Source organism: Bacillus sp. FJAT-52991 (assembly GCF_037201805.1).
Classification (GTDB): Bacteria; Bacillota; Bacilli; order Bacillales; family Domibacillaceae; genus Bacillus_CE; species Bacillus_CE kandeliae.
Map to the genome: position 1 here is coordinate 916,354 of NZ_CP147404.1, position 22,702 is coordinate 939,055.

The window sequence follows — 22,702 nt, forward strand, 5'->3', positions numbered from 1 at the left end:
AACTGTGTTGGAAGAAAATAAGAAAGTGGTTGTAATCGGAGGCGGCATTACCGGTTTAACAACGGCTTATTACTTGCAAAAACAAGCAAAAGAAAATCAGCTTTCGCTTGATATCACGTTAATCGAGGCGACCCCTCGTCTTGGTGGGAAAATTCAAACCGTTCGGAAAGATGGCTTTGTTATTGAAAGAGGTCCGGACTCTTTTCTTGAAAGAAAGGCAAGCGCGGCTCGACTAGCGAAAGAAGTTGGGCTTGCGGATCATTTAATCAATAATTCAACTGGCCAATCTTACGTTTTAGTGAACGGTAAGCTTTATCCAATGCCAGGAGGCTCTGTGATGGGCATTCCAACACAAATGGCTCCTTTTGTGACAACTGGTCTTTTCTCGATTCCTGGGAAAATGAGAGCGGCTGCTGACTTTGTCTTACCGAAATCAGATCCTCAAAATGACCAATCGTTAGGTCACTTTTTTAGAAGACGTCTTGGTGATGAAGTGGTAGAAAATCTAATCGAACCTTTACTATCAGGAATTTATGCAGGTGATATTGATAAGCTAAGTTTGATGGCAACGTTCCCACAATTTTACCAAGTGGAGCAAAAATATCGCAGTCTTGTATTAGGGATGAAGAAAACGACACCTGTTTCGCCCAAACAAGCTGGAACGGTGAAGAAAAAAGGCATTTTCATGACGGTTACAAATGGACTAGAGTCATTAGTAGAAGTGATCGAACACAAGCTGAACGAAGGCTCTGTCTTAAAAGGTACAAGAGTTGATACAATTGAAAGCAAAAAGGATGGGGGATATGCACTTACTTTAAATAGTGGAAGCATTATCCATGCTGATAGTGTCGTCGTAACGACCCCTCATTTTACGTTGCCTGTGATGATGCCCCAATATCGATTTTTTGATAGCTTAAAAGATATGTCGGCCACCTCTGTTGCGACGGTAGCAATGGCTTTTCCAGAAGCAGCGATTACGAAAGATATTGATGGCACAGGATTCGTCGTGTCTCGAAATAGCGATTATACGATTACGGCTTGTACGTGGACGCATAAAAAATGGCCGCATACAACACCTGATGGGAAAGTATTGTTACGCTGCTATGTTGGACGAGCAGGCGATGAAGCAGTTGTAGATTTATCGGATGCTGAAATTGAAGGAATCGTGCTTGAGGATTTAAGCAAGACAATGGCGATTACGGCAAAACCAGATTTTACGATTGTTAGCCGTTGGAAAAAAGCAATGCCACAATATACAGTCGGGCACAAGCAGCGAATGGTCGATATGTATGAGCATGTACAAAAAGAGTTACCAGGACTTTTCATTGCTGGAAGCTCATATGAAGGATTGGGATTGCCCGATTGTATCGACCAAGGAGAAGCGGCAGTTCAAAATGTGCTACAATTTATACAGTAGAAAGATGAAGGTATCCATTTCGGGTACCTTCTTTTTCATTACATGAAAGTGGTTCCTAGTATGCTGGGGCACGGTGACTGATTTTAGGGTGGGTGCGACTGATTTTTTCTTTTAGTCGACTGATTATATGGAGATAGCGACTGACTTTGTTACCTTTCCGCTTGATTTTCCCTTTTCAGCAACTGATCTTTACAGGCAGTAACAAACTGCAAAAAAATGTTGCAATTGCTGTTCGAATATAGTAAATTAAATTACATGAAAAATGACCGGATTATTCATTTGGTCATAAAGGAGGACGATGAAATGTCTGTTGACCGAAAACAGCAAATTATCGAGGCAGCTACGAAATCCTTTTCGCTATTTGGTTATAAGGCAACGACAATGGATCAAGTAGCAAAGCTAGCTAACGTCGGCAAAGGCACCATTTATACTTTTTTTAAAAATAAAGAAGAGCTTTTTGATGAAATCGTACAGTCTCTTATTAATGAAATGCGATATAAAGCAGAAGATGTGATAGATCCGAACAATTCTTTTCATGAAAATGTTCATCGGGCACTTTTTCAAATTTTACAGTATAGGAAGCAACATCAGCTTACAATTAAACTGTTTCAAGAAGGAAAGGAAATGGGCACACCTGCTGTACTTGATGTCATGAAGAAAATAGAAGAGGAGCTCCTTTCTTTCATTAAAGAGAAAGTCACATTGGCCATTCAATCAGGTCAAATTAAGCCATGCAACCCCGAAGTGGCGGCATTTATTGTGCTTAAACTTTATGTTTCTTTGATTTTTGATTGGGAACAACATAAGGAGCCTTTGAGCGAATCAGAGATATCCAGTTTATTTGAACTTTATTTATTAAAGGGATTATCCGTGTGAGGAAAGTCCTTTTCTTTCGGAAAAAATGACTATATGAATGAAATGGTCATTGGTTACTGTTTTTTACAAAATAGGAGGAAATTATGAAACGATCATTGTTTATAGCAGAAATGAAAGCTATTGTCACCAATCGTAAATTGCTAATTCCAATTGCAGCGGTGCTCTTTATCCCGCTGTTATATGCTGGGGTGTTTTTATGGGCATTTTGGAATCCATACGGACAATTAAATGATTTACCTGTAGCCGTTGTCAATAAAGACAAAGGCGCTGATTTCGAAGGAGAGAAGCTTACGGTAGGTAAGGAGCTAGAGGAAGAACTAAGGAAAAGTGATGATTTTGATTTTCATATTGTGAGTGAAAAAGAAGCCCAAAAAGGTCTCGAAAACTTAGAGTATTATATGTTAATTGAAATCCCAGCTGACTTTTCAAAAAATGCAACGACCTTACTAGACGATGAACCGAAGAAGTTAGAGCTAAAATATATCCCTAATGAAGGATATAACTATTTATCTTCACAAATTGGGGAAACAGCTATGCTAGAAATTAAAGCTTCTCTTCAAGAAAACGTGACAAAAACATACTCAGAAACGATCTTTGATCAAATAGAGAAGATGGGAGATGGCCTAGCGGAGGCGAGTGATGGAGCAGCAGCCTTAGATGAGGGAGCCATTGATCTTGCTGATGGGGCAGATGAAGTAAAAGAAAATTTAGCTGCATTAGCTGAAAAATCAGTGCAATTTTCACAAGGAGTTTCGAAAGTTGATAATGGATCAAAAGAGCTCGCAACAGGGGCTTCTCAATTAAATGATGGATTATCACAGTTAGAAGAAGGCGGAGGTCAACTTGTAGCGGGAGGTAAAGAATTACAAAGTGGAACGGAAGAGCTTGAAGCTGGAATCTCTAAAGTACAAGGCGGACTTCACACAGTTGATGGAAATATGGACGAATTGACATCGGGGACAGAACAAGCAAAATCTGGAGTTCAACAATTTCAGGATCAGCTTCCTGCATTAACACAAGGAACGGCTGATTTAGCAGCAGGGGCAGAAGGGTTAAATAGTGGTCTTGATCAGTTTGAACAGCAATTAATTTCTCAATTAACTAGTGGCATGGATCAACAGTTGGAACAATTAATGCCAGTGTTAGAGCAAAGCATGACACCAGAGCAAATTGCTGGATTGAAACAGCAAATGGAGCAACAACAGCAGGAAATGGTGCAAGGAGTAGAAGGAGCCGTTAGTGAACTGAAGTCTGGCACTCAACAATTAGCTGCTGGCTCTAAAGAATTAAATGGAGCGATCAGTGGACAGTTAGCGCCTAACGTTGACCAATTAAACAGCGGGTTAGGTGCACTTCAAGAAGGGCAACAGCAATTAAGCTCAGGTATTCACGAACTAGCTTTAGGAGCAGATGAATTGGCAGCTGGTACGAGTGAATTACAGGCTGGGCAAAATGAGTTAGTGAGTGGCATGGGGCAACTGACACATCAGATTGGTGTAGCGAAAGATGGTGCAGCACAGTTAGCAGGCGGTGCGACAACATTAAATAGCGGTCTTAATGAATTAAATGAAGGGTCTGCTCAAATGTCTGAAGGGACGAATCAACTGGCAGAGGGATCTAAGGAGCTAGCGGATGGAACGGTGGAGCTTGAAGAAGGAACGAATGAATTTCACACTGAATTAGAAGATGCCGCGGATACAGCCGATAAAGTAGATGCGCAAGATAAAACACATGATATGATAGCTAATCCAGTGGGTATGGAGAGAGATGGAATTAATAAGGTACCAAACTATGGTACTGGCTTTGTTCCATACTTCTTATCACTTGGGTTATTCATAGGGGCTATCATATTAACGATCGTCTTCCCATTAAGAGAGCCAGCTGTTCGACCTAAAAGTGGATTTAGTTGGTTCGTAGGTAAATTCGGCGTATTGGGTGTGGCAGGTGTTATCCAAGCCCTCTTAGCTGTAGCGATTTTACTATTTGGTTTGAAATTAGAAGTTCAAAGTATACCATTGTTTATAATCATGGCGATTATTACAAGCTTAACGTTTATTGCGCTCGTACAAATGCTTGTTACGATTATGGGAGATCCTGGGCGATACCTTGCGATGTTAACTTTAATTTTCCAATTAGCAACAAGTGCAGGGACATTCCCATTAGAGTTAATTCCAAAAGCATTACAACCGATTCATGCTTTCTTACCAATGTCTTATTCGGTTTCTGCATTTAAAGCGGTTATTTCAATGGGAGATTATGCTTTTATGTGGAAGAACGCTGCTATCCTTGGAATATTTGCTGTTGTTTGTCTATTGGTGACAAGTATTTTCTTCAGAGGAATGTACAAACGTCAATATGGTCATCAAGCAGCAACAAGTGAAATTTAAGAGAGAATATAAATGCTGAAAAGCGGCTTCGCTTTTCAGCATTTTTTTTCGTTTTTTCTTCAAATATATTTCACATTTTTTTCTTATAATATAAGGTAAAAAGAAAGCTGGGGGGAGGAGTATCGTGAAATTTCGCTTATTTTTGTTCGTTGCGGTCTGGATGTGGACCTTATCCGGCTGCAGCCATCCTTCTTATCCGGCAATTAAAGAGGAAAGCTATTTATTCACGTTAAATTTAAGAGATTCCTCTTTAACGTTCATTAATCAAAAGGGGGAGCGGATCGCGGATTGGGCTCTTGATGAAATGTACACAGGAGGAGTCTTATTTCCGGATGGCGACCGCCTGCTGCTTTATGGTACACAACTAGACCATGTGGCTATTTTTTCATTATCCAAAGGTGAAATGGTAGATAAATGGAAAGTTGATGAAGGCACAACTGGTGCTCTTTATTTAGAGGAGAGCAAGGAAGTAGTGCTTGCTAATAAAGAAGATCGCTCCATCCACTTTTATAATGAAAAGGGAAAGGAAGTAGACATTGTTAAAACAGGGAAATATCCAATGTCACTGGCTGAACACCAAGGGATGCTTTATGTAATTAATTATCAAGATACGATTCTTTCAGAAGTAGATATTGAGAAGAAGAAGGTAGTCAGAGAGTTTACGATTCCCTCTTCTTCGACCGGTTTAATGATTGAACCGGATGAAAAGGAATTGTGGATTGGTGGACATGGTCATGGGAAAGAAGCGCAATCTAAAGTGCATGTATATTCGCTTGACACTGGACAAGAGATTGAACAAATCGAGACGCCAGTGATGCCTGTTAATTTTGCTTCTGATGGAAGTTATCATTATGTTGTTAGTCATGGATCGAATATGGTTTATACGTTAAACGAAGAGAAAGAAACGATAGCAAAGAGTGAAGTAGGGGCGAACCCTTTTACGATCGCGCCGTTTGCTGATGATATCGTCGTAGCAGGGTATGACAGTGATGAACTTTATTTCCTTGAGCAAGGAAGCTTAAATCTTGTCAAGAAAGTAAAGACAGGGGAAGGCCCATTTATGATTTTTGTGAAGGAGAAGAACCAATGACTCATATTTTAATTGTTGATGATGAAGAAGATATGCGCCACCTAATCTCCATGTATTTGGAGAATGCTGGATTTACGGTGAGCCATGCGGAAGATGGTCAAGAAGCAAGCAAACAATTGGTGAAAGGTAAAACGGATCTTGTTTTATTAGATATTATGCTTCCGGGGAAAAACGGCTTTGAGATTTGTACAGATATTCGTAAAACAAGTGAAATTCCAGTGATCTTTTTAACAGCAAAAGGGGAAGAATGGGATAAGGTGAAAGGGTTGCAAATTGGCGGGGATGATTATATTGTCAAACCGTTTTCACCAGGTGAATTAACGGCAAGAATTCGGGCTGTGTTACGTCGTTTCCATAAGGAAGATGAACAAGCAACCACCATTGAGAAAGCCGGTATTTTAGTCGATTTAAGCTCTCATGCAGTGAAAGTGAAGCGAAAATCTGTTCCGTTGACGTTAAAGGAGTTTGAGTTATTGCTGTTGCTTATTAAAAATGTAGGTCGCGTTTTTTCGCGTGAACAGCTGTTAACGATGATTTGGGGGGATGATTATAGTGGTGGGACTAGAACGGTAGATACACATATTAAAACATTGCGAATGAAGCTTGGTAAGGAGGCTGGAGCAGCGGTGGCAACAGTGTGGGGGATCGGTTATAAATTTGAGGACCCAACTGCATGAGCTTAGCAAAAAAGCTGTGGCTTACTTTATTCATAACATTGTTGCTTTCGATTGGCTTCGCCTATGCTTTGTCCTATACGCTGTATCAAAAACTATATGTCGGCAGTGTGGAAAAGGAAATGCTTCAAGCGGGCAAAAGTTTAGCGCTTGATTATGAAGGCGGCGAACTGACTGATGAATTGATCGAGCAGATAGATTGGTATAATGAGAAAGCCAAGTTTGAAGTGTTTGCGGTTCGAAATCCAAGAGAGCTGGCTGCTTGTGTGCCTTTTGAGATCGACTATGACACATTAATTGGTCCAGCTGAACGAGAGCAACTGTTGAAAAATGAGCCGGTAAAAAAGGTTGGTTATGTGGCCAGGTTTGATCGAAAAGTGATTTCGGTTGTTGTTCCTTTATTAGAAGAGCAGAGACTGCAAGGAATTATTTATTTATATTTGCCGCTTGAAAATATGGAAGAGTTAACAGCTGATTTAACTATTTATTGGGTGATTGGTGCCGCTTTATTTTTTATCGTTTTGTTAGTAATTGGAACAAAATGGGCAAGATATTTAACGCGCCCGCTTGAAGAAATGAAGCACGCAGCTGTTCAACTGTCAGAAGGAGATTTTTCGACACGAGTCAATGTGAAGACGAAGGATGAAATTGGCCAGCTTGCCGCAACTTTCAACCATATGGCAGAGTCGATTGATAAGGAAGATGAAAAGAAAAGGGAGTTCTTGGCCACTGTTTCGCATGAATTGCGTACACCGCTTAGTTATATAAAAGGGTACAGCGAAGCGCTTTCATCTGGTATGGTTAAAGAAGAGGAACAAGAGCAGCAGTACGTGCATATTATTACGAGAGAAGCGAAAAGGATGGAGCGGCTTGTCAATGATTTGCTTGAACTGATTAAGCTTGAAGGGGATTCTTCCGCTATAGAAAAAGTTCCGCTGCCGTTGGCTGAAACGATTCATCAAACACTTCAAAGACTGATGCCTGCAGTTATACAGAAAAATGTTGCCCTGAAAGAAGAGCTGGATCATGATATTATTATTGAAGGAGATGAAGGTCGTCTCGAACAAGTCATTTTCAACTTGGTGGATAATGCACTGAGGTATACGGAAGCAGGTGGCTTGATTACCGTACGTTCGTTTGAAAGGGATGGAAAAGCTATAGTCGAATGCAAGGACTCTGGTATTGGCATTCCTCCAGAAGACTTACAAAAGATTACGGAACGATTTTACCGCGTCAATAAGGCGCGGACAAGAGCAGACGGTGGAACAGGTTTAGGCTTGTCAATTGTTGAAAACATTATTAAAGGTCATCAAGGACGATTATTGATTACTAGTGAGTATGGCCATGGAACGACGGTAACAATTGAATTTCCTTTACTTGAAGAAGATGATAATTAAAGGAGAAGAGAAAATGAAGAAACAATGGATGATGATGGTTGTGATTTGTTCCCTTTTTCTATTAGGGGCTTGTGGACAACAAAAGCAACAAACCGAAAACACAGCACCACCACAACCAATTGAAGCAGAATTGACTGTACCTGAGAAAGCAGCAGTAAATGAAGAAGTCACGCTAACAACAAAAGTGACACAAGGAGAAGAAATCGTCAGTGATGCGGATGAAGTGATGTATGAAGTATGGCAGGAAGGCAAAAAAGAAGACAGTGAAATGATCGAAGCAGAAAAAGATAAAGAAGGAAATTACATCGCGAAAAAAGCGTTTGCGCAAGATGGTGTCTATCACGTACAAGTTCATGTAACTGCAAGAGGATTGCACACAATGCCTAAGAAACCAATCACTATTGGACAAGGACAGCCGACTGATTCGACTACCACTCCACAAGAAACAGAAGAACATCAACAACATTCTTAATGTGTGATAACAGAAGAAAGAACCCACTCAAGGCGAAGCGGGTTCTTTCTTTTTTATGTTTATGGAATTTGGAGTTAACGATTTAAAAGGTTTAGATGTCTTGGATTTCGATGCAGTCATCGCAATGGTTGCCATAGCACTCATGTTGTTCTTCTATATAAGAACCGCATTTCGTACATTGTTTTGCCGGAATGTTTTTAAAAAAATCAACAATATTTTTAACCATTTTTGTGTTCCTCCTCTTTTCTTGTTATATAACTGATCTATTTGATGTAATCATTGTATTATAACAGTATAGATGTCGTCAATATATTTTTTGAATTTTTTGAAAAAATAACAAACCATTAGTAGGGATAAAAGCTCGATCAGTTGAAGTAAGGAGAGTTGGAGCATACAATGAGAGAGAAATGGAATTGAATAGAGGGGTGTGTAGGTATGAAAGTTACTATCATTGGTTGCTGGGGCGGTTATCCGAAAGTCAACGAAGCAACTTCTGGTTATTTATTTGAAGAGGAAGGATTTAAGTTGCTCGTTGACTGTGGCAGTGGGGTACTATCTAAATTGCAACATCATATAGCACCAGAAGAATTAAATGCAGTATTACTTTCTCATTATCATGCCGATCATATAGCTGATATCGGTGTATTACAACACGCTTTATTGATTCAGAAGCATTTAGGAAAAGAGGTGACGACTTTACCTATTTATGCTCATAACGAAGATTCGTCATTCGCTTCACTTACATATAAAGATTTGACGGAAGGAAGAGTGTATCAACCGAATCAAACATTAACCATTGGTCCATTTATAGTTGAGTTTTTACGCACCGTTCATTCTGTGCCGTGTTTTGCTATGAAAATTTCAGCTCATGGTCATACCGTCGTGTACACAGCTGACTCTGCTTTTCAACAACAGTTTATTCCGTTTGCGAAAGAATGTGACCTTCTTCTTTGTGAAAGTAATTTTTATAGTGGGATGGATGGGAAAGTGGCTGGTCATATGACGAGTACAGAAGCGGGAAGATTGGCCAATTCTGCATGCGTACGGACATTAGTTTTAACGCATTTGCCACATTTTGGCGAACTGGCTAAGTTAAAAGAAGAAGCGGAATCTGAATTTCATGGTACAGTATTATTAGCGAAGCAAGATTTAGAAATAGAGATATAGATGGAGGATTATGATGCTATTTATTGATAATCGAGGAATAACAGACCCGAGAATAAATTTAGCTATTGAAGAATATGCGGTTAAACATTTAAATATTAACGAAACATATTTGCTCTTTTATATAAATGAGCCTTCGATTATTATCGGTAAAAATCAAAATACAATTGAAGAAGTAAATATAGACTATGTCGAGAAAGAAGGCATTCATATTGTGCGACGTTTGTCTGGAGGCGGTGCGGTGTATCATGATTTAGGAAATTTGAACTTCAGCTTTATCACAAAGGATGATGGAGATAGCTTTCATAATTTCCTTAAATTCACGGAACCGGTAATCACTGCCTTAAATAAGCTTGGCGTACAAGCAGAGCTAAGTGGAAGAAATGATATTTTGGCGAACGGATTCAAGATTTCCGGCAATGCTCAGTTTTCGACAAAGGGCCGGATGTTTAGTCATGGTACGTTACTTTTTAATACGAATATGGACGAGGTGGTTTCTGCTTTAAAGGTTAGAAAAGATAAAATTGAATCGAAAGGAATTAAATCGATTCGTAGTCGAGTCACTAACATTGCTGAGCTGCTTAAACATGATATGAGCATTGAAGAGTTTCGCGAGTTTTTATTAAAAGCAATTTTTGAACAAGAAGAGCCGATTCCACAATATAAGCTCGAAGAAAAAGATTGGGAAATTATTCATCAAATTTCTGAGGATCGATATAAAAATTGGGATTGGAATTTTGGAAAATCACCAACTTTTAATATTCAGCGTTCACATCGTTTTCCGGTAGGATTGATTGATGTTCGATTGGATATTAAAAATGGGCGAATACAGCTTTGCAAAATTTTTGGTGACTTTTTTGGCGTTGGAAATGTCCACGAAATTGAAGAAAAACTAATCGGTATACGCTATGAAAAGAACGAGATTGCCCAGGCGTTAGATCAACTTTCGCTTTCGCATTATTTCGGAAAAATGACGCAAGAAGAATTTTTACAGTTGCTTTATTAAGTAAGAAAGACTGTCTTACCGCTGTTGTTAAGATAGTCTTTTCCTATTTTTGGATTATTGTCAGTTGCGGCTTTCACTTTTTTCATATATAATAAAGATTGAAAATTCGAAAATGAATGACTATTCATTCATTTAAAAGGGGAGTATGGGATGAATCTTTCAGTGGCACTGTCGGAGTCAGCAGCGAAATTCAAGGGGAAAACAGCGTATCATTTTCTAGACAAGACGGCTACATACGAAGAATTGAATACAGCCGTTAATCAGTTTGCTTCGGGACTTAACCAGCTTGGGATTCAAAAAGGGGATCATATTGCACTGTTATTGGGAAATTCTCCTCATTTTATCATTTCCTTGTACGGAGCGTTACGGGCTGGGGTAACTGTTATTCCAATAAACCCACTCTATACACCAGATGAGATCAGTTATATTGTGAATAATGGAGATGTAAAAGCTATTGTTTTACTTGATATATTAGTTCCGCTTGTTGAAAAAATGAATCAATATTCACCTCTTGTTGAGCAGTATATTGTTTGTGAAACAAATGATGAACGTGCCCAAGGAGTAGATTTGACGTTAGATAAATTGAAAACGTTTTCTGCTCTGTTATCTCTAGGTAGCGCCGACTATCAAGGACCGGAGCTGTTAGATGATGATGTTGCGGTGATTTTGTATACGTCTGGTACAACAGGGAAGCCAAAAGGGGCGATGCTTACACATAATAATTTGTATTCTAACGCGAGAGATATCAGTAGTTACTTACAAATATCAGAGGAAGATTGTGTCATTACTGTTCTTCCAATGTTCCATGTGTTTTGTTTAAGTATATCGTTAAATGCCCCGTTAATTAGCGGAGCAACGATCCTAATTTTTCCTCAGTTCAGTCCGAAAGAAGTATTTGCTTTGGCAAAACAACATCAAGCTACAGTATTTGCTGGTGTTCCGACGATGTACAATTTCCTATATCAATATCCTGATGGAGATGTGGAAAGTTTTGCGAATATCCGTTTATGTATTTCAGGCGGTTCATCTATGCCCGTTGCGTTGCTTGAAAACTTTGAGAAGAAATTTCATGTAATTGTATCAGAAGGGTATGGACTGTCTGAGGCTAGTCCTGTTACTTGTTTTAATCCATTAGATCGGTCGCGAAAAGCAGGTTCGATCGGCTGTTCAATTATGAATGTAGAAAATAAAGTAGTCAATGAGCTAGGAGAAGAATTACCGCCAGGAGACGTAGGAGAATTAGTTGTTCGAGGGCCGAATGTCATGAAGGGGTATTATAAAGAGCCTGAGGAAACTGCTGCTGTTTTGAAAGACGGCTGGCTGCATACTGGTGATCTTGCTCGAAGGGATCAGGATGGATATTTCTATATTGTCGATCGAATGAAGGATCTTGTCATCGTGGGAGGATATAATGTGTACCCTCGTGAAATAGAGGAAGTTCTCTATAGTCATCCGGATATTGTTGAAGCAGCTGTGGTAGGTGTTCCCGATCCTGATTATGGAGAAAGTGTGCTCGCTTTTGTTGTTGCTAAAGACGAGCATTTAAATGAAGCGGCTGTCATCGACTATTGTCATCATCACCTGGCGAAATATAAACTCCCAAGAAAAGTAGAATTTTTAGAAGAACTTCCGAAAAATACAACAGGTAAGATCTTACGAAGGTCATTAAAAAAACAAGTACAACAAAGTTAATTTTCCATGCAACTGCCCCTATAATAAAGCTTCTTCATCTAACAGATCATTCTTTTTTATGGAAGGGATCCGCCAGGGTGGAGAAGCTTTTTCTTTTTTAGGTCTAAATTTTCTTTTCTAGGACTACATATAAGAGAGGAAGGAGAGAGGGGGAAATCAAGTGAAGATAAAGTGGGCTGCGATTGTCATTGTGGGCTACTTGTTGTTTTCAGCGTTTATGTACTACTATCTATTTGTTATGTCCACAGGGGATCTTCCCGATATTTATAAAGGGACAAGTGCCGACCCATCCACTTTTTTAAGTGAAAAAGAGCGTTCCTTAAGCGGAGATTTTTCGAAAATCAAAAATTTGCTCTTCTTTCTTAGTACGCCACTTGAATGGCTCATTTACTTTTTGATTGTTCTTTTCGGTTTATCTCATCGTTTTGAAAAATGGGCGAAAGAAACAGCGCGTATTACTTTTTTACAAACATCGATTTATTTGTTTTATTTATCTGTTTTTACTTTTGCTATCACATTTCCGCTACAATACATTGGCTTTCATTTTTCTAAAGTCTACAATATCTCCGCCCAAACTTTTTCTCAATGGATGAAGGATGAATGGATTGATTTTTGGATTGGCTATGGTTTGATGATGATTCTGGTCTTTGTGATGTACGAGCTGATGAAAAAGTTCAAAAAAAGATGGTGGCTGGCGGCTTGGACATTGTTTGTGCCTTTTACTATTTTTTTAATGTATGTCCAGCCGATCTTTATTGATCCACTCTACAATGATTTTTATCCGTTAAAAGATAAACAGTTAGAAGCAAAAATTTTATCCTTAGCTGATCAAGCGGATATTCCAGCCAATCATGTGTATGAAGTGAATATGTCAAAAAAGACGCATGCTTTAAATGCTTATGTCACTGGAATTGGTAGCAATGCTCGCATTGTTTTATGGGATACGACGTTAAATAAGCTAAATAAAGATGAGATTTTGTTTGTGATGGCTCATGAAATGGCTCACTATGTGAAAAAGCATATTTATATTGGCATAGCGAGTTATTTAATTCTTGCCTTTATCGGTTTCTGGCTAATAGCTAAAATGATGGAACGGTTGATCAACCGGCATGGGGAAAAGTTAAATGTAACTAATATTGCCCAATTGAGAACGTTACCGTTAATTTTTATGATGATTTCGATGCTTTCGTTTGTCGCCAGTCCATTTTCAAATGTACTTTCTCGATTTGAAGAGAAGCAGTCTGATGCGTATGCGATTGAAATGACAGGAAACAAAACAGCAGCTATTAGTGCTTTTCAAAAGCTCGCAAAGGAAGGTCTGTCAGAAGTGAAACCACCATTGCTTGTCAAGATTTTTCGTTATGGCCATCCTTCTATGGCTGAAAGGATCTATACCATTGAAACTTATCCATTGAAAGAAATGAAGGAGGAAAGGAAAAATAAATAAGGGCATATCTAGAACATACTGATAAGTGCCGGGATTCCTCTTTTTAAGAGGGGGCTCGGCACTTATCTTAAGTTAATTTCTGTTCTTATGCATTATAGGAGATTTTTGGTAGAAGAGGAACTCAACAAGAAGAAAATCATTAGGAATTGAAATTTCTCTCTAATTCGTTAAGCTTATGGGATAATTTCATAAATGCTTCCTGATCTCTTTTGTCGAGGGTTTGATCAATTGCTACCATTATCCGTTGTTTTTCTTGTTTAAAAAGAATGTCATTTAGCAATTTGTCGATATATACATCAGTAGCATTTCTTTCTTGCTCACGTGGCATCGGGGACCTCATCATCTCAGTGAAATAGTTGTTGTTCTCCATTTTTCATCACCTCGGATACCTTTTTCTTATTATATATGATCTCAAAATATCAATCAACAGAAATTTTTAAATTTTTCGAAAAATTATTTATTTTATCTTTTAGACATCAATAAGAAGGGGTGTTATGATAAATGTAATAAGTCGAAAGGAAGTGTAAATTGTGAATAATACCCATAATGAGTATTTTATTCGTCCTGAAGTGATGTTCATTAAGGCGATAGAATGCAGGGGAAAGGAACATACGATTGTCGTTGAAGAAAAACGAACGTTTGAATTAACTGTTAAACCTCTAGACCTCATCAAAAAAAGCTGTCTTGCCTATGGAGCTACTTATGATGGTAGAAGGAAAGCCAGTAAACTATTGCTAGCCACAGACAAAAAACTCCCCGTCATTATCGATCATTTCGAAGGAACGTACTTATTCCCACTTGCCTCACATATAAGACAAGGAAACTTATGGATCTCTTTATCCAAAGTAGAAAGCTTTTCAAAAATTGACAGTAAACAGGTTTCGATCTTATTTACAAATGGACAACGCTTTTCTTTTCCTATCACGGAACGATCTTTAAAAAATCAGCACGGAAAAGCTTCACGACTAAAAATCAAGCTAAAGCAACAGATTCATGATCTATATAGATAGGATCAAGGCAAAGCTTTCAACACTGCTTTTAGCAATAAATATGATAAAATGAGAAAAAACTAATGTAGAGGTTTGTTTAAGTAAGGGGAAAAGCTGCTATGGACCTGAACAGTATAAAGGAGTGGTTCACACTCGAACAGATCATGGACTTAATTGATCGTTATCAGTCATTTGGCCCTATTCCAGGATTTATCTTACCGTTGCTAGAAGCCTTTCTTCCGTTTTTGCCCTTATTTGTATTTGTTTTGGCAAATGTGAATGCTTTTGGCTTGTGGTTTGGTTTTATTTTGTCTTGGGGAGGAGCGGTCACTGGTGCATTTATTATTTTTTTGCTCATGAGAAATTATGGTCAGCGACGGATGCTTTCATTTCTGCAAAGGCATAAACAAGTAAAAAAATTAATGAATTGGTTGGATCATCACGGGTTTGCTCCAGTATTTTTGTTGCTCTGTTTTCCATTCACACCTTCTGCAGTTGTTAATATTGTGGCTGGGCTTTCTAATATTAGTGTGACACAATATTTGCTGGCCGTTATGACAGGTAAATTTGTGATGATTTTCACTATTAGTTTTATTGGACATGATGTGGCTGCGTTAATTGAGCAGCCTATACGAACAGTGGTAGTAGCAACCGTTATTTTGATTTTATGGCTTGGTGGAAAGAAAGTAGAAGCCCACCTAAACAAACAAGGAACGAGAGAAAGGGGCTGATGACGTGTCAGCTCTTTTTTTGATTGCTTGTCGAAGGTCATTTGTGTAGACCATGATAAAAAATTAATAGGCTTTTTCGTTATAATAAAGATAATAGACATGATGGGAGGAGAAAATATGTCGATTCAGTTTATACTCGGTCGGTCTGGAACGGGAAAAACGGCTTGTATATTAGATGAGATAAAGAACCAAGTGAAAGAGCAGCCGATAGGAGATCCTGTGATTTATCTTGTTCCAGAACAAATGACATTTTTGTCAGAATACGATTTAGCTTCTGATCCAGCGCTTGGAGGAGTGATCCGCGCACAAGTTTATAGCTTCACCCGTCTTGCCTGGCGTGTACTGCAAGAAACAGGAGGAATGAGCCGAAAGCACATTTCTTCAGCAGGTTTAAATATACTTATTCGCAAAATTATTGAAGATCAAAAAGAGGACTTGAAAATTTTTGCTACAGCAGCAGATAAGAATGGCTTTATTAGCCATGTTGAAGCGATGCTGACGGAGTTTAAACGCTATTGTGTGACACCAGAGGAATTAATTGAGACACGAGAGGAAGTTCAGCAACAAAAAGGCTCAAAAGCATTAGCAGATAAACTTCACGACTTGCAAGCTATCTACAGCGAGTTTGAAAAGTCACTAATTGGGAAATACGTAGACTCTGAAGATTATTTACGATTGCTATCAGAGGCAGTCGCTTCGTCGGATTATTTAAAAAAATCAGAGGTATATATCGATGGCTTTCATAGCTTTACGCCTCAAGAATATGAAGTAATTGAGCAGCTTATGAAGCATGCGACACGAGTTACCATTGCCTTAACCGTCGATGAAGCATTTCGAACAAACATACCTGAAGATACTTATTTGTTTCGACAAACAGCTGAAACGTATTCGACCCTTTATGAACTAGCAAAAAGCAGCGGTGTGCAAGTGGAAGAAGATCAGCTTTTGACGATGCCAAGACGTTATCAAGAAGAGAGTTTGATTCATTTAGAAAAGAACTTTGATCATCGTCCAGTGATTTCATATAACGATTCGACTTCGATTTGTTTCCTAGAAGCTACGAATAGACGTGCCGAAATTGAGGGGATTGCTCGAGAAATACGAAAGCTTGCACGAGAGGATGACTATCGTTATAAGCAAATGGCAATTCTTGTTCGCAACGGTCATGAGTATCAGCAAGAGATTGAAACAGTGTTTCATGATTATGATCTCCCATTTTATATCGATAAAAAAAGTCCAATGTTCAATCATCCAGTCATCGAGTTAATCCGAGCAACCTTGGAAATTTTGGCTAGTAATTGGCGATATGAACCCGTCTTTCGAGCGGTAAAAACTGACTTGTTATTTCCATTAAAGAAAGATTGGCATAAACTACGCGAGCAAATGGATCGTTTAGAAAATTATGTGTTGGCTTATGGTATCCGAGGTGAACGGTGGACGAATGGAGAGCAGTGGAGTTATCGACGCTATCGTGGGCTTGAAGGAGTCAATCAAGTGCAAACGGATGAAGAGCAGCGGATAGAAAGGGAATTGAATGAATTAAAGCTTGTCATTTCAGAACCGATTTCGCGTCTGTCTCGCCGATTGAAAAAAGCGAAGACAAGCAGAGGATTTTGCGAAGCGTTTTATCTATATTTGGAGGAGTTAGAGGTCCCGAGAAAACTTGAAAACTTGAGCATGGAAGCGCAAGAACGTGGCGATTTAATTACAGCGCGAGAACATAGTCAAGCATGGAGTGCGGTCATAGAATTACTAGATCAGTACGTAGAAGTACTTGGTGAAGAAGTAATGACAGTGAAGAAATTTGCTGCCACGATGGATGCTGGACTAGAAACACTTAAATTTTCTAACGTGCCTGCCGCTGTAGATCAAGTGATGATAGCTAATCTTGAGCTTTCTAGGCTGGCAAATATTGATGTAGCTTTCATTATCGGTGTGAATGATGGCGTGCTACCTGGAAAGATGAAAGAAGATGGTGTATTAGCAGATGATGATCGTGAGCTATTGCTTTCGCAAGGGATGAAGCTTGCTCAAAGTAGTAAGAGAAAGCTTCTAGATGAAGAGTTTATCGCTTATAAAGCCTTTACGACGCCATCGAGCCGGTTATATATTTCTTATCCGACTGCTGATGAAGAAGGAAAGGCATTGCAGCCCTCTCTTTTTATAAAAAGACTAAAGGAGATGTTCCCGCTCGCAGAGGAGAGGTCGCTTATGAATGACCCGTCGGAACTGCAAGAGGGAGAAGGCTTGCAATATGTTTGCCATCCGAATCCAACGCTATCTTATATCACCACTCAGCTTCAATTGAAAAGACTTGGCTATCCAATGTACGATTATTGGTGGGATGTCTACAATTTTTATATCAATACACCGGAACAAAAAGAAAAAGCGAGTGTGGTGTTTTCAAGTCTATTTTATAAAAATAAGGCGGAAGTATTAGATGAGCACGTCAGTAAAAGTTTATATGGAGAAGAAATACTCGCCAGTGTCTCAAGAATGGAATTATTCAATAGTTGCCCATTTTCTCATTTTGCCAACCATGGTCTGAAGTTAAGAGAGCGAGAGGTTTATCGCTTACAGGCACCAGATATCGGAGATCTGTTTCACGGGGCTCTGAAATGGATTGCGGAAGAAATTGAAAAACGAGGTCTAAATTGGGGCAAGCTGACTGAAAAGCAGTGTTTACAGTTGGCAAAAGAAGCCGTGGTTCATTTAGGACCAAAACTGCAAAATCAAATTTTATTAAGCTCCAATCGCCATCTATACATCGGTCGCAAGCTGGAACAAATTATCGGCAGAGCTTCTTATATTTTAAGCGGGCAAGCAAGAGTGAGCGGCTTTGCACCTGTCGGAATTGAACTTGGCTTTGGACCGCAAGCTGAGCTACCGCCACTTTCCTTTACGCTAAAAAATGGAACAAAGATGGCTTTAGCGGGAAGAATTGATCGCGTCGATCAAGCAAGGAATAATGAAGAAGTTTACTTGCGAATTATTGATTATAAGTCGAGTGGCCGGGATTTAGATATGACGGAAGTATATTATGGATTCGCCTTGCAAATGCTGACATATTTGGATATTGTGCTAACCTATTCGCAGCAGCTTGTTGGAGAGAAGGCGCATCCGGCAGGTGTGCTATATTTCCATGTTCATAATCCAATGATTAATAGTAAACAGGTGATGACAATCGAGAAAATTGAAGAGGAAATCTTCAAAAGCTTTAAGATGAAGGGGCTCGTACTCGCAGAAGAAGAGGTTGTCCGCCTAATGGATACGAGTCTTGAAGGAGGAAATTCTAAAATTATTTCTGCCGGGATTAATAAATCAAATGGTAAGCTAGCGAAAAGTTCGAAAGTCGCTCACAGACAGCAGTTTGATCAGATGCGTCAACATGTTCGCAACATTTATCAGCAATCTGGAGATGATATTGTCGCTGGCCGGGTCGATATTGCCCCTTATCAATATAAAAAACGGACGCCTTGTGACTTTTGTTCTTATCGACCAGTTTGTCAGTTTGATGACATGATTGAAGATAATCATTATCGTACGATTGTGCCGCATAAGAAAGAAGAAGTTTTTCAAAAAATGAGTGAAACGAGGGATGAACGTGAGTAAGCAATTGATTCCAGAAAAGCCAGCGGGAGCGACTTGGACAGATGATCAATGGAAAGCGATCACAGCGACAGGAACAGATATTTTAGTAGCTGCGGCTGCTGGCTCAGGGAAAACAGCCGTGCTTGTTGAACGGATCATTCGTAAAGTGCTAAATGAAGACGAGCCAATCGATATCGATGAGCTTCTCGTTGTGACGTTTACCAACGCCGCAGCCGCTGAAATGAGGCACCGGATTGGGATAGCACTAGAAAAAGCGATGGAGTCTGATCCGACTTCTAAGCATTTGCGTAAACAGCTGAGCTTATTAAATAAAGCATCCATTTCGACATTGCATTCGTTTTGCTTAGAAGTGATTCGCAAGTATTATTATTTGATTGATATCGATCCTTCTTTTCGAATTGCTGATGAGGCAGAAGGGGCATTATTAAGGGATGAAGCCTTAGATGATTTATTTGAAGAAGAATACGGTAAAGAAGAAAATGACGATTTTTACCGCCTAGTCGATACTTTTTCTAATGATCGTAGTGATGCGCAATTACAAACGATTGTGAGCCGACTTTATGATTTTGCTAAGTCCCATCCCCGTCCGGAAGAATGGTTGCATCGTTTACCACAGCTCTATGATGTGGATGAAGAGACGACAAATATTGATGAATTACCGTTTATGGATGCATTGAAATTCGATATCGAGCTGCAGCTTGAAGGGGCGGAATCACTAGTTAATGAGTTGTTGATGATGGCGAAGATACCAGGGGGGCCGTCTCCAAGAATCGTGAATTTTACGGATGACCAACAAACGGTTCAACGGCTTCGAGAGTCTGTTGCGTCTTGGCGAAGCTTGTATGAAGAAATGCAGTCAGTGAAATTTTCTACTTTGAAAACTTGTAAAGGAGAGGAATATGATCCGGAGCTAGTTGAGAAATCAAAAGATATAAGAAACGAGTTAAAGAAAATCATTACTGCTTTAAAGGAAGACTATTTTTCTCGTAAGCCTGAAAGCTATTTGCGTGATATGAAGGAAATGAAAGAAGTAATTGCTGCTCTTGCTGGACTTGTGCAGAAGTTCACTGATAAGTTTCAAGTGATGAAACGAGAAAAAGGGATTGTCGATTTCGGTGATTTAGAGCATTTTGCTTTAGCCATTTTAGCCGATCCTAGAGAAGGAGAAGCTGAATTGGTTCCTTCTGAAGCCGCACTTTTGTATCAGAAGAAATTTAAAGAAGTGCTCTTAGATGAATATCAAGATGTCAATTTCGTGCAGGAGTCGATTATTCGTCTCGTGACATCAGGTGCAGAGGGAGAAGGCAACTTATTTATGGTTGGGGACGTGAAGCAAAGTATTTACCGTTTCCGTCTAGCGGAGCCGAATTTATTTTTGAGTAAATATAGAAGGTTTTCAACAACAGGTGAAAATACTGGTTTGCGGATTGATTTAGCGAAGAATTTTCGAAGTCGTCAAGAAGTGCTTGATGGAACGAATTATTTATTTAAGCAGATCATGGGTGTGAAAGTAGGAGAAATAGAATACGATTTACAAGCTGAACTTGTGAAGGGAGCGGACTATCCAGAGGAATTTGCTGTTCCTGTAGAAGTGACGATTATGGAGCAAGCAGGAACAGTTGAGCAAGAGGATGAAGCAGGCTTAGAAGATGCAGAGCAATCTCAGCTAGAGGCGAGATGGATTGTGCAAAAGATTAGAGAATTGGTGCAATCAAGATATCCGATCTATGATCCGAAAACGAACACAGAGCGTCCAATTCAATACCGTGACATTGTCATTTTGCTACGGTCAATGCCATGGGCGGGGGAAATCATGGAAGAGGGGCGACGAGCCGGAGTTCCGATCTATGCGAAGCTTTCCGGCGGTTATTTTCAAGCGACAGAAGTGGTCATTATGTTGTCATTGTTAAAAGTAATCGACAATCCGTATCAAGATATCCCGCTTGCTTCCGTGCTTCGTTCACCTATTGTTGACTGTTCGGAAAATGATTTAGCGATTATTCGCCTTGCCTCCAAAAAGAGCACGTATTATGAAGCGGTTCAAGCGTTTGCCAAAAAGAAGCCAGCTGCAGAACATGAAGCACTTCATGAAAAGATTAATAAATTTCTTGAGAAGCTTTTCAGTTGGAGAACCATCAGTAGAAATGGAGCCTTATCCTCTCTCATTTGGCAGCTGTATCGAGATACTCATTTTTATGATTTTGCAGGCGGTATGCCGGGAGGAAAGCAAAGGCAAGCCAATCTTCGTGCGCTTTATGACCGAGCAAAACAATATGAAGAAACATCCTTTAGAGGACTGTTCCGCTTTTTACGATTAATTGAACGGATTCAGGAGCGAGGGGATGATTTAAGTGAAGCGAAAGCCTTAAATGAGCAAGAGGATGTCGTTCGGTTAATGACCATTCACGCAAGTAAAGGGTTAGAGTTTCCTGTGGTTTTTGTTGTGGGGCTTGGCCGACAATTTAACTTAATGGATTTACGCCAATCCTATTTATTCGATAAAGACTACGGGATTGCTGCCAAGTATATTCATGTAGAAAAGCGAATTAGCTACCCATCATTGCCACAGCTTGCTTTAAGACGGAAAAAACGACTAGAACTATTAGCGGAAGAAATGCGTGTTCTCTATGTTGCATTAACGAGAGCAAAAGAGAAATTATTTTTACTTGGAACACAGAAAAATGTAGACAAATTGCTATCAAATTGGGAAAAAGGCCGGAGCAGTAAAGATTGGTTATTACATGATACAGACCGAGCGGCGGCTGTCTCTTATTTTGATTGGATTGGTCCAGCTCTTGTAAGGCATCGAGATTGGGCGCTCAGTGAGGGGCCAAGTCTAGACGTTCTTCCTGAAATCATTAGCCACCCTTCAAGGTGGAAGATAGAAACTGTGAAGCCGGAAAGCTTGCTAGAGATAGAGGGAGAGGATGATTCAGAACAGGGAGATTGGCAAAGTAAAGTAGAAAACAGTGAACCAATGGATATTTCTTCAACGTATAAACAAGAAATTATTGGGCGGATGAGCTGGCAATACTCGAATCCAATGGCGACTAAACTGCGCTCGAAGCAGTCGGTATCTGACTTAAAGCGGATGAATGAAATTTATAATGAAGGGGCAGAAAATGAACTAGTGAAAAGCTTTCAGCGTCCGATTTTCAATCGCCCGGCTTTCATGCAGGAAAAGACCCTTTCTCCAGCTGAAATCGGAACAGCTGTGCATACCGTGATGCAACATGTACCGCTACACGAGCCGCCAACAGAGACAGACATTCATTCTTTGCTAGAGGTGCTCATACAGCGAGAGCTATTGACGAATGAGCAGGCAGAGGTGATTAACCCGAATAGTATTGTTTCATTCTTTAAGACGGAAGTGGGGCAGATGCTGCTGAAATCCGATCATGTGTATCGCGAAACGCCATTTAATATGGGGGTAAAAGCAAGTGAATTACATGCGGATTGGAATGGTCTAGAAGAAATCGTGCTCGTCCAAGGAGTGATTGATTGTTTAATGGAAGTAGACGGCGAGCTTTACTTGCTCGATTATAAAACAGATAAAATAGCGGGTCGTTTTCCGGGAGGATTTGATGAGGCTCGTCCCGTGCTTGAAGCTCGTTACCGCTTGCAAATTGATTTGTACGCAAAAGCTGTTGAACAAATTTGGAAACGAAAGATTGCTCGAAAATATTTATTCTTTTTTGATGGGGCTTACGCGCTTCAACTAAATTAAATCTGTTGATAAAAGCCAGAC

17 protein-coding genes are annotated in these 22,702 nt (G+C 39.6%); 15 read left to right on the forward strand and 2 right to left on the reverse strand.

Features of this window, described 5'->3' with window-relative positions:
• Nucleotides 1-4: 4 nt before the first annotated feature.
• From hemY to WDJ61_RS04825, 7 genes are all read left to right on the forward strand, one after another.
• Entirely contained in the window at nucleotides 5-1,417 is a 1,413-nt protein-coding gene (gene hemY, locus WDJ61_RS04795; protein ID WP_338753506.1) for a protoporphyrinogen oxidase, read from the forward strand.
• A gap of 303 nt (nucleotides 1,418-1,720) precedes the next feature.
• Entirely contained in the window at nucleotides 1,721-2,293 is a 573-nt protein-coding gene (locus tag WDJ61_RS04800; protein WP_338753507.1) for a TetR/AcrR family transcriptional regulator, read from the forward strand.
• Nucleotides 2,294-2,376: 83 nt separating this feature from the next.
• Nucleotides 2,377-4,680: a YhgE/Pip domain-containing protein gene (locus tag WDJ61_RS04805; protein WP_338753510.1), complete on the forward strand. Its 2,304-nt coding sequence runs from the start codon at nucleotides 2,377-2,379 to the stop codon at nucleotides 4,678-4,680.
• A gap of 124 nt (nucleotides 4,681-4,804) precedes the next feature.
• Complete coding sequence (locus WDJ61_RS04810; RefSeq protein ID WP_338753511.1) at nucleotides 4,805-5,770, forward strand: hypothetical protein; 966 nt, start codon at nucleotides 4,805-4,807, stop codon at nucleotides 5,768-5,770.
• On the forward strand, nucleotides 5,767-6,447 hold the full coding sequence (locus WDJ61_RS04815; RefSeq protein ID WP_338753513.1) for a response regulator transcription factor: 681 nt from the start codon (nucleotides 5,767-5,769) through the stop codon (nucleotides 6,445-6,447). The genes WDJ61_RS04810 and WDJ61_RS04815 overlap by 4 nt, the downstream gene beginning before the upstream one ends.
• Nucleotides 6,444-7,841 (forward strand): sensor histidine kinase, encoded by a 1,398-nt coding sequence (locus tag WDJ61_RS04820; RefSeq protein ID WP_338753515.1) that lies wholly within the window; start codon nucleotides 6,444-6,446, stop codon nucleotides 7,839-7,841. Before WDJ61_RS04815 ends, WDJ61_RS04820 begins: the two co-directional genes overlap by 4 nt.
• A 13-nt stretch (nucleotides 7,842-7,854) precedes the next feature.
• A complete protein-coding gene (locus WDJ61_RS04825) occupies nucleotides 7,855-8,313 on the forward strand; it encodes a FixH family protein (protein ID WP_338753516.1) in 459 nt (152 codons plus the stop codon).
• Nucleotides 8,314-8,404: 91 nt separating this feature from the next.
• Here the strand turns inward: WDJ61_RS04825 and yhfH are convergent, their stop codons facing one another.
• Entirely contained in the window at nucleotides 8,405-8,539 is a 135-nt protein-coding gene (gene yhfH, locus WDJ61_RS04830; RefSeq protein ID WP_338753518.1) for a protein YhfH, read from the reverse strand.
• 209 nt (nucleotides 8,540-8,748) lie between these two features.
• Here yhfH and WDJ61_RS04835 point away from each other — a divergent pair, with 209 nt between their 5' ends.
• From WDJ61_RS04835 to WDJ61_RS04850, 4 genes are all read left to right on the forward strand, one after another.
• Nucleotides 8,749-9,480: an MBL fold metallo-hydrolase gene (locus WDJ61_RS04835; RefSeq protein WP_338753519.1), complete on the forward strand. Its 732-nt coding sequence runs from the start codon at nucleotides 8,749-8,751 to the stop codon at nucleotides 9,478-9,480.
• Between the two features lie 13 nt (nucleotides 9,481-9,493).
• Nucleotides 9,494-10,483 carry a lipoate--protein ligase gene (locus WDJ61_RS04840; protein WP_338753520.1) on the forward strand — a complete coding sequence of 330 codons (990 nt, stop codon included), beginning with the start codon at nucleotides 9,494-9,496 and terminating at the stop codon, nucleotides 10,481-10,483.
• Nucleotides 10,484-10,633: 150 nt separating this feature from the next.
• Nucleotides 10,634-12,175: a fatty acid--CoA ligase family protein gene (locus WDJ61_RS04845; RefSeq protein WP_338753521.1), complete on the forward strand. Its 1,542-nt coding sequence runs from the start codon at nucleotides 10,634-10,636 to the stop codon at nucleotides 12,173-12,175.
• Between the two features lie 160 nt (nucleotides 12,176-12,335).
• Complete coding sequence (locus WDJ61_RS04850) at nucleotides 12,336-13,622, forward strand: M48 family metallopeptidase (protein WP_338753522.1); 1,287 nt, start codon at nucleotides 12,336-12,338, stop codon at nucleotides 13,620-13,622.
• A gap of 139 nt (nucleotides 13,623-13,761) precedes the next feature.
• Here the strand turns inward: WDJ61_RS04850 and WDJ61_RS04855 are convergent, their stop codons facing one another.
• Entirely contained in the window at nucleotides 13,762-13,950 is a 189-nt protein-coding gene (locus WDJ61_RS04855) for an IDEAL domain-containing protein (RefSeq protein ID WP_338753523.1), read from the reverse strand.
• Between the two features lie 202 nt (nucleotides 13,951-14,152).
• Here WDJ61_RS04855 and WDJ61_RS04860 point away from each other — a divergent pair, with 202 nt between their 5' ends.
• The 4 genes from WDJ61_RS04860 to addA all read left to right on the forward strand — a co-directional run bounded on the left by WDJ61_RS04860 (nucleotide 14,153) and on the right by addA (nucleotide 22,681).
• Nucleotides 14,153-14,632, forward strand: coding sequence for a competence protein ComK (locus tag WDJ61_RS04860; RefSeq protein WP_338753524.1), 480 nt, complete (start codon nucleotides 14,153-14,155; stop codon nucleotides 14,630-14,632).
• A 98-nt stretch (nucleotides 14,633-14,730) separates the two neighbouring features.
• Entirely contained in the window at nucleotides 14,731-15,342 is a 612-nt protein-coding gene (locus tag WDJ61_RS04865; RefSeq protein ID WP_338753525.1) for a TVP38/TMEM64 family protein, read from the forward strand.
• A 117-nt stretch (nucleotides 15,343-15,459) separates the two neighbouring features.
• Complete coding sequence (gene addB, locus WDJ61_RS04870) at nucleotides 15,460-18,954, forward strand: helicase-exonuclease AddAB subunit AddB (RefSeq protein ID WP_338753526.1); 3,495 nt, start codon at nucleotides 15,460-15,462, stop codon at nucleotides 18,952-18,954.
• Nucleotides 18,947-22,681 carry a helicase-exonuclease AddAB subunit AddA gene (addA, locus tag WDJ61_RS04875; RefSeq protein ID WP_338753527.1) on the forward strand — a complete coding sequence of 1,245 codons (3,735 nt, stop codon included), beginning with the start codon at nucleotides 18,947-18,949 and terminating at the stop codon, nucleotides 22,679-22,681. Before addB ends, addA begins: the two co-directional genes overlap by 8 nt.
• Nucleotides 22,682-22,702 lie beyond the last annotated feature (21 nt).

Coding starts and splice junctions, on each gene's coding strand:
- WDJ61_RS04800 (WP_338753507.1), top strand. CDS start 1,721: ATGTCTGTTGACCGAAAACAGCAAATTATCGAGGCAGCTACGAAATCC.
- WDJ61_RS04805 (WP_338753510.1), top strand. CDS start 2,377: ATGAAACGATCATTGTTTATAGCAGAAATGAAAGCTATTGTCACCAAT.
- WDJ61_RS04815 (WP_338753513.1), top strand. CDS start 5,767: ATGACTCATATTTTAATTGTTGATGATGAAGAAGATATGCGCCACCTA.
- WDJ61_RS04820 (WP_338753515.1), top strand. CDS start 6,444: ATGAGCTTAGCAAAAAAGCTGTGGCTTACTTTATTCATAACATTGTTG.
- WDJ61_RS04825 (WP_338753516.1), top strand. CDS start 7,855: ATGAAGAAACAATGGATGATGATGGTTGTGATTTGTTCCCTTTTTCTA.
- yhfH (WP_338753518.1), bottom strand. CDS start 8,539: ATGGTTAAAAATATTGTTGATTTTTTTAAAAACATTCCGGCAAAACAA.
- WDJ61_RS04835 (WP_338753519.1), top strand. CDS start 8,749: ATGAAAGTTACTATCATTGGTTGCTGGGGCGGTTATCCGAAAGTCAAC.
- WDJ61_RS04840 (WP_338753520.1), top strand. CDS start 9,494: ATGCTATTTATTGATAATCGAGGAATAACAGACCCGAGAATAAATTTA.
- WDJ61_RS04845 (WP_338753521.1), top strand. CDS start 10,634: ATGAATCTTTCAGTGGCACTGTCGGAGTCAGCAGCGAAATTCAAGGGG.
- WDJ61_RS04855 (WP_338753523.1), bottom strand. CDS start 13,950: ATGCCACGTGAGCAAGAAAGAAATGCTACTGATGTATATATCGACAAA.
- WDJ61_RS04865 (WP_338753525.1), top strand. CDS start 14,731: ATGGACCTGAACAGTATAAAGGAGTGGTTCACACTCGAACAGATCATG.
- addB (WP_338753526.1), top strand. CDS start 15,460: ATGTCGATTCAGTTTATACTCGGTCGGTCTGGAACGGGAAAAACGGCT.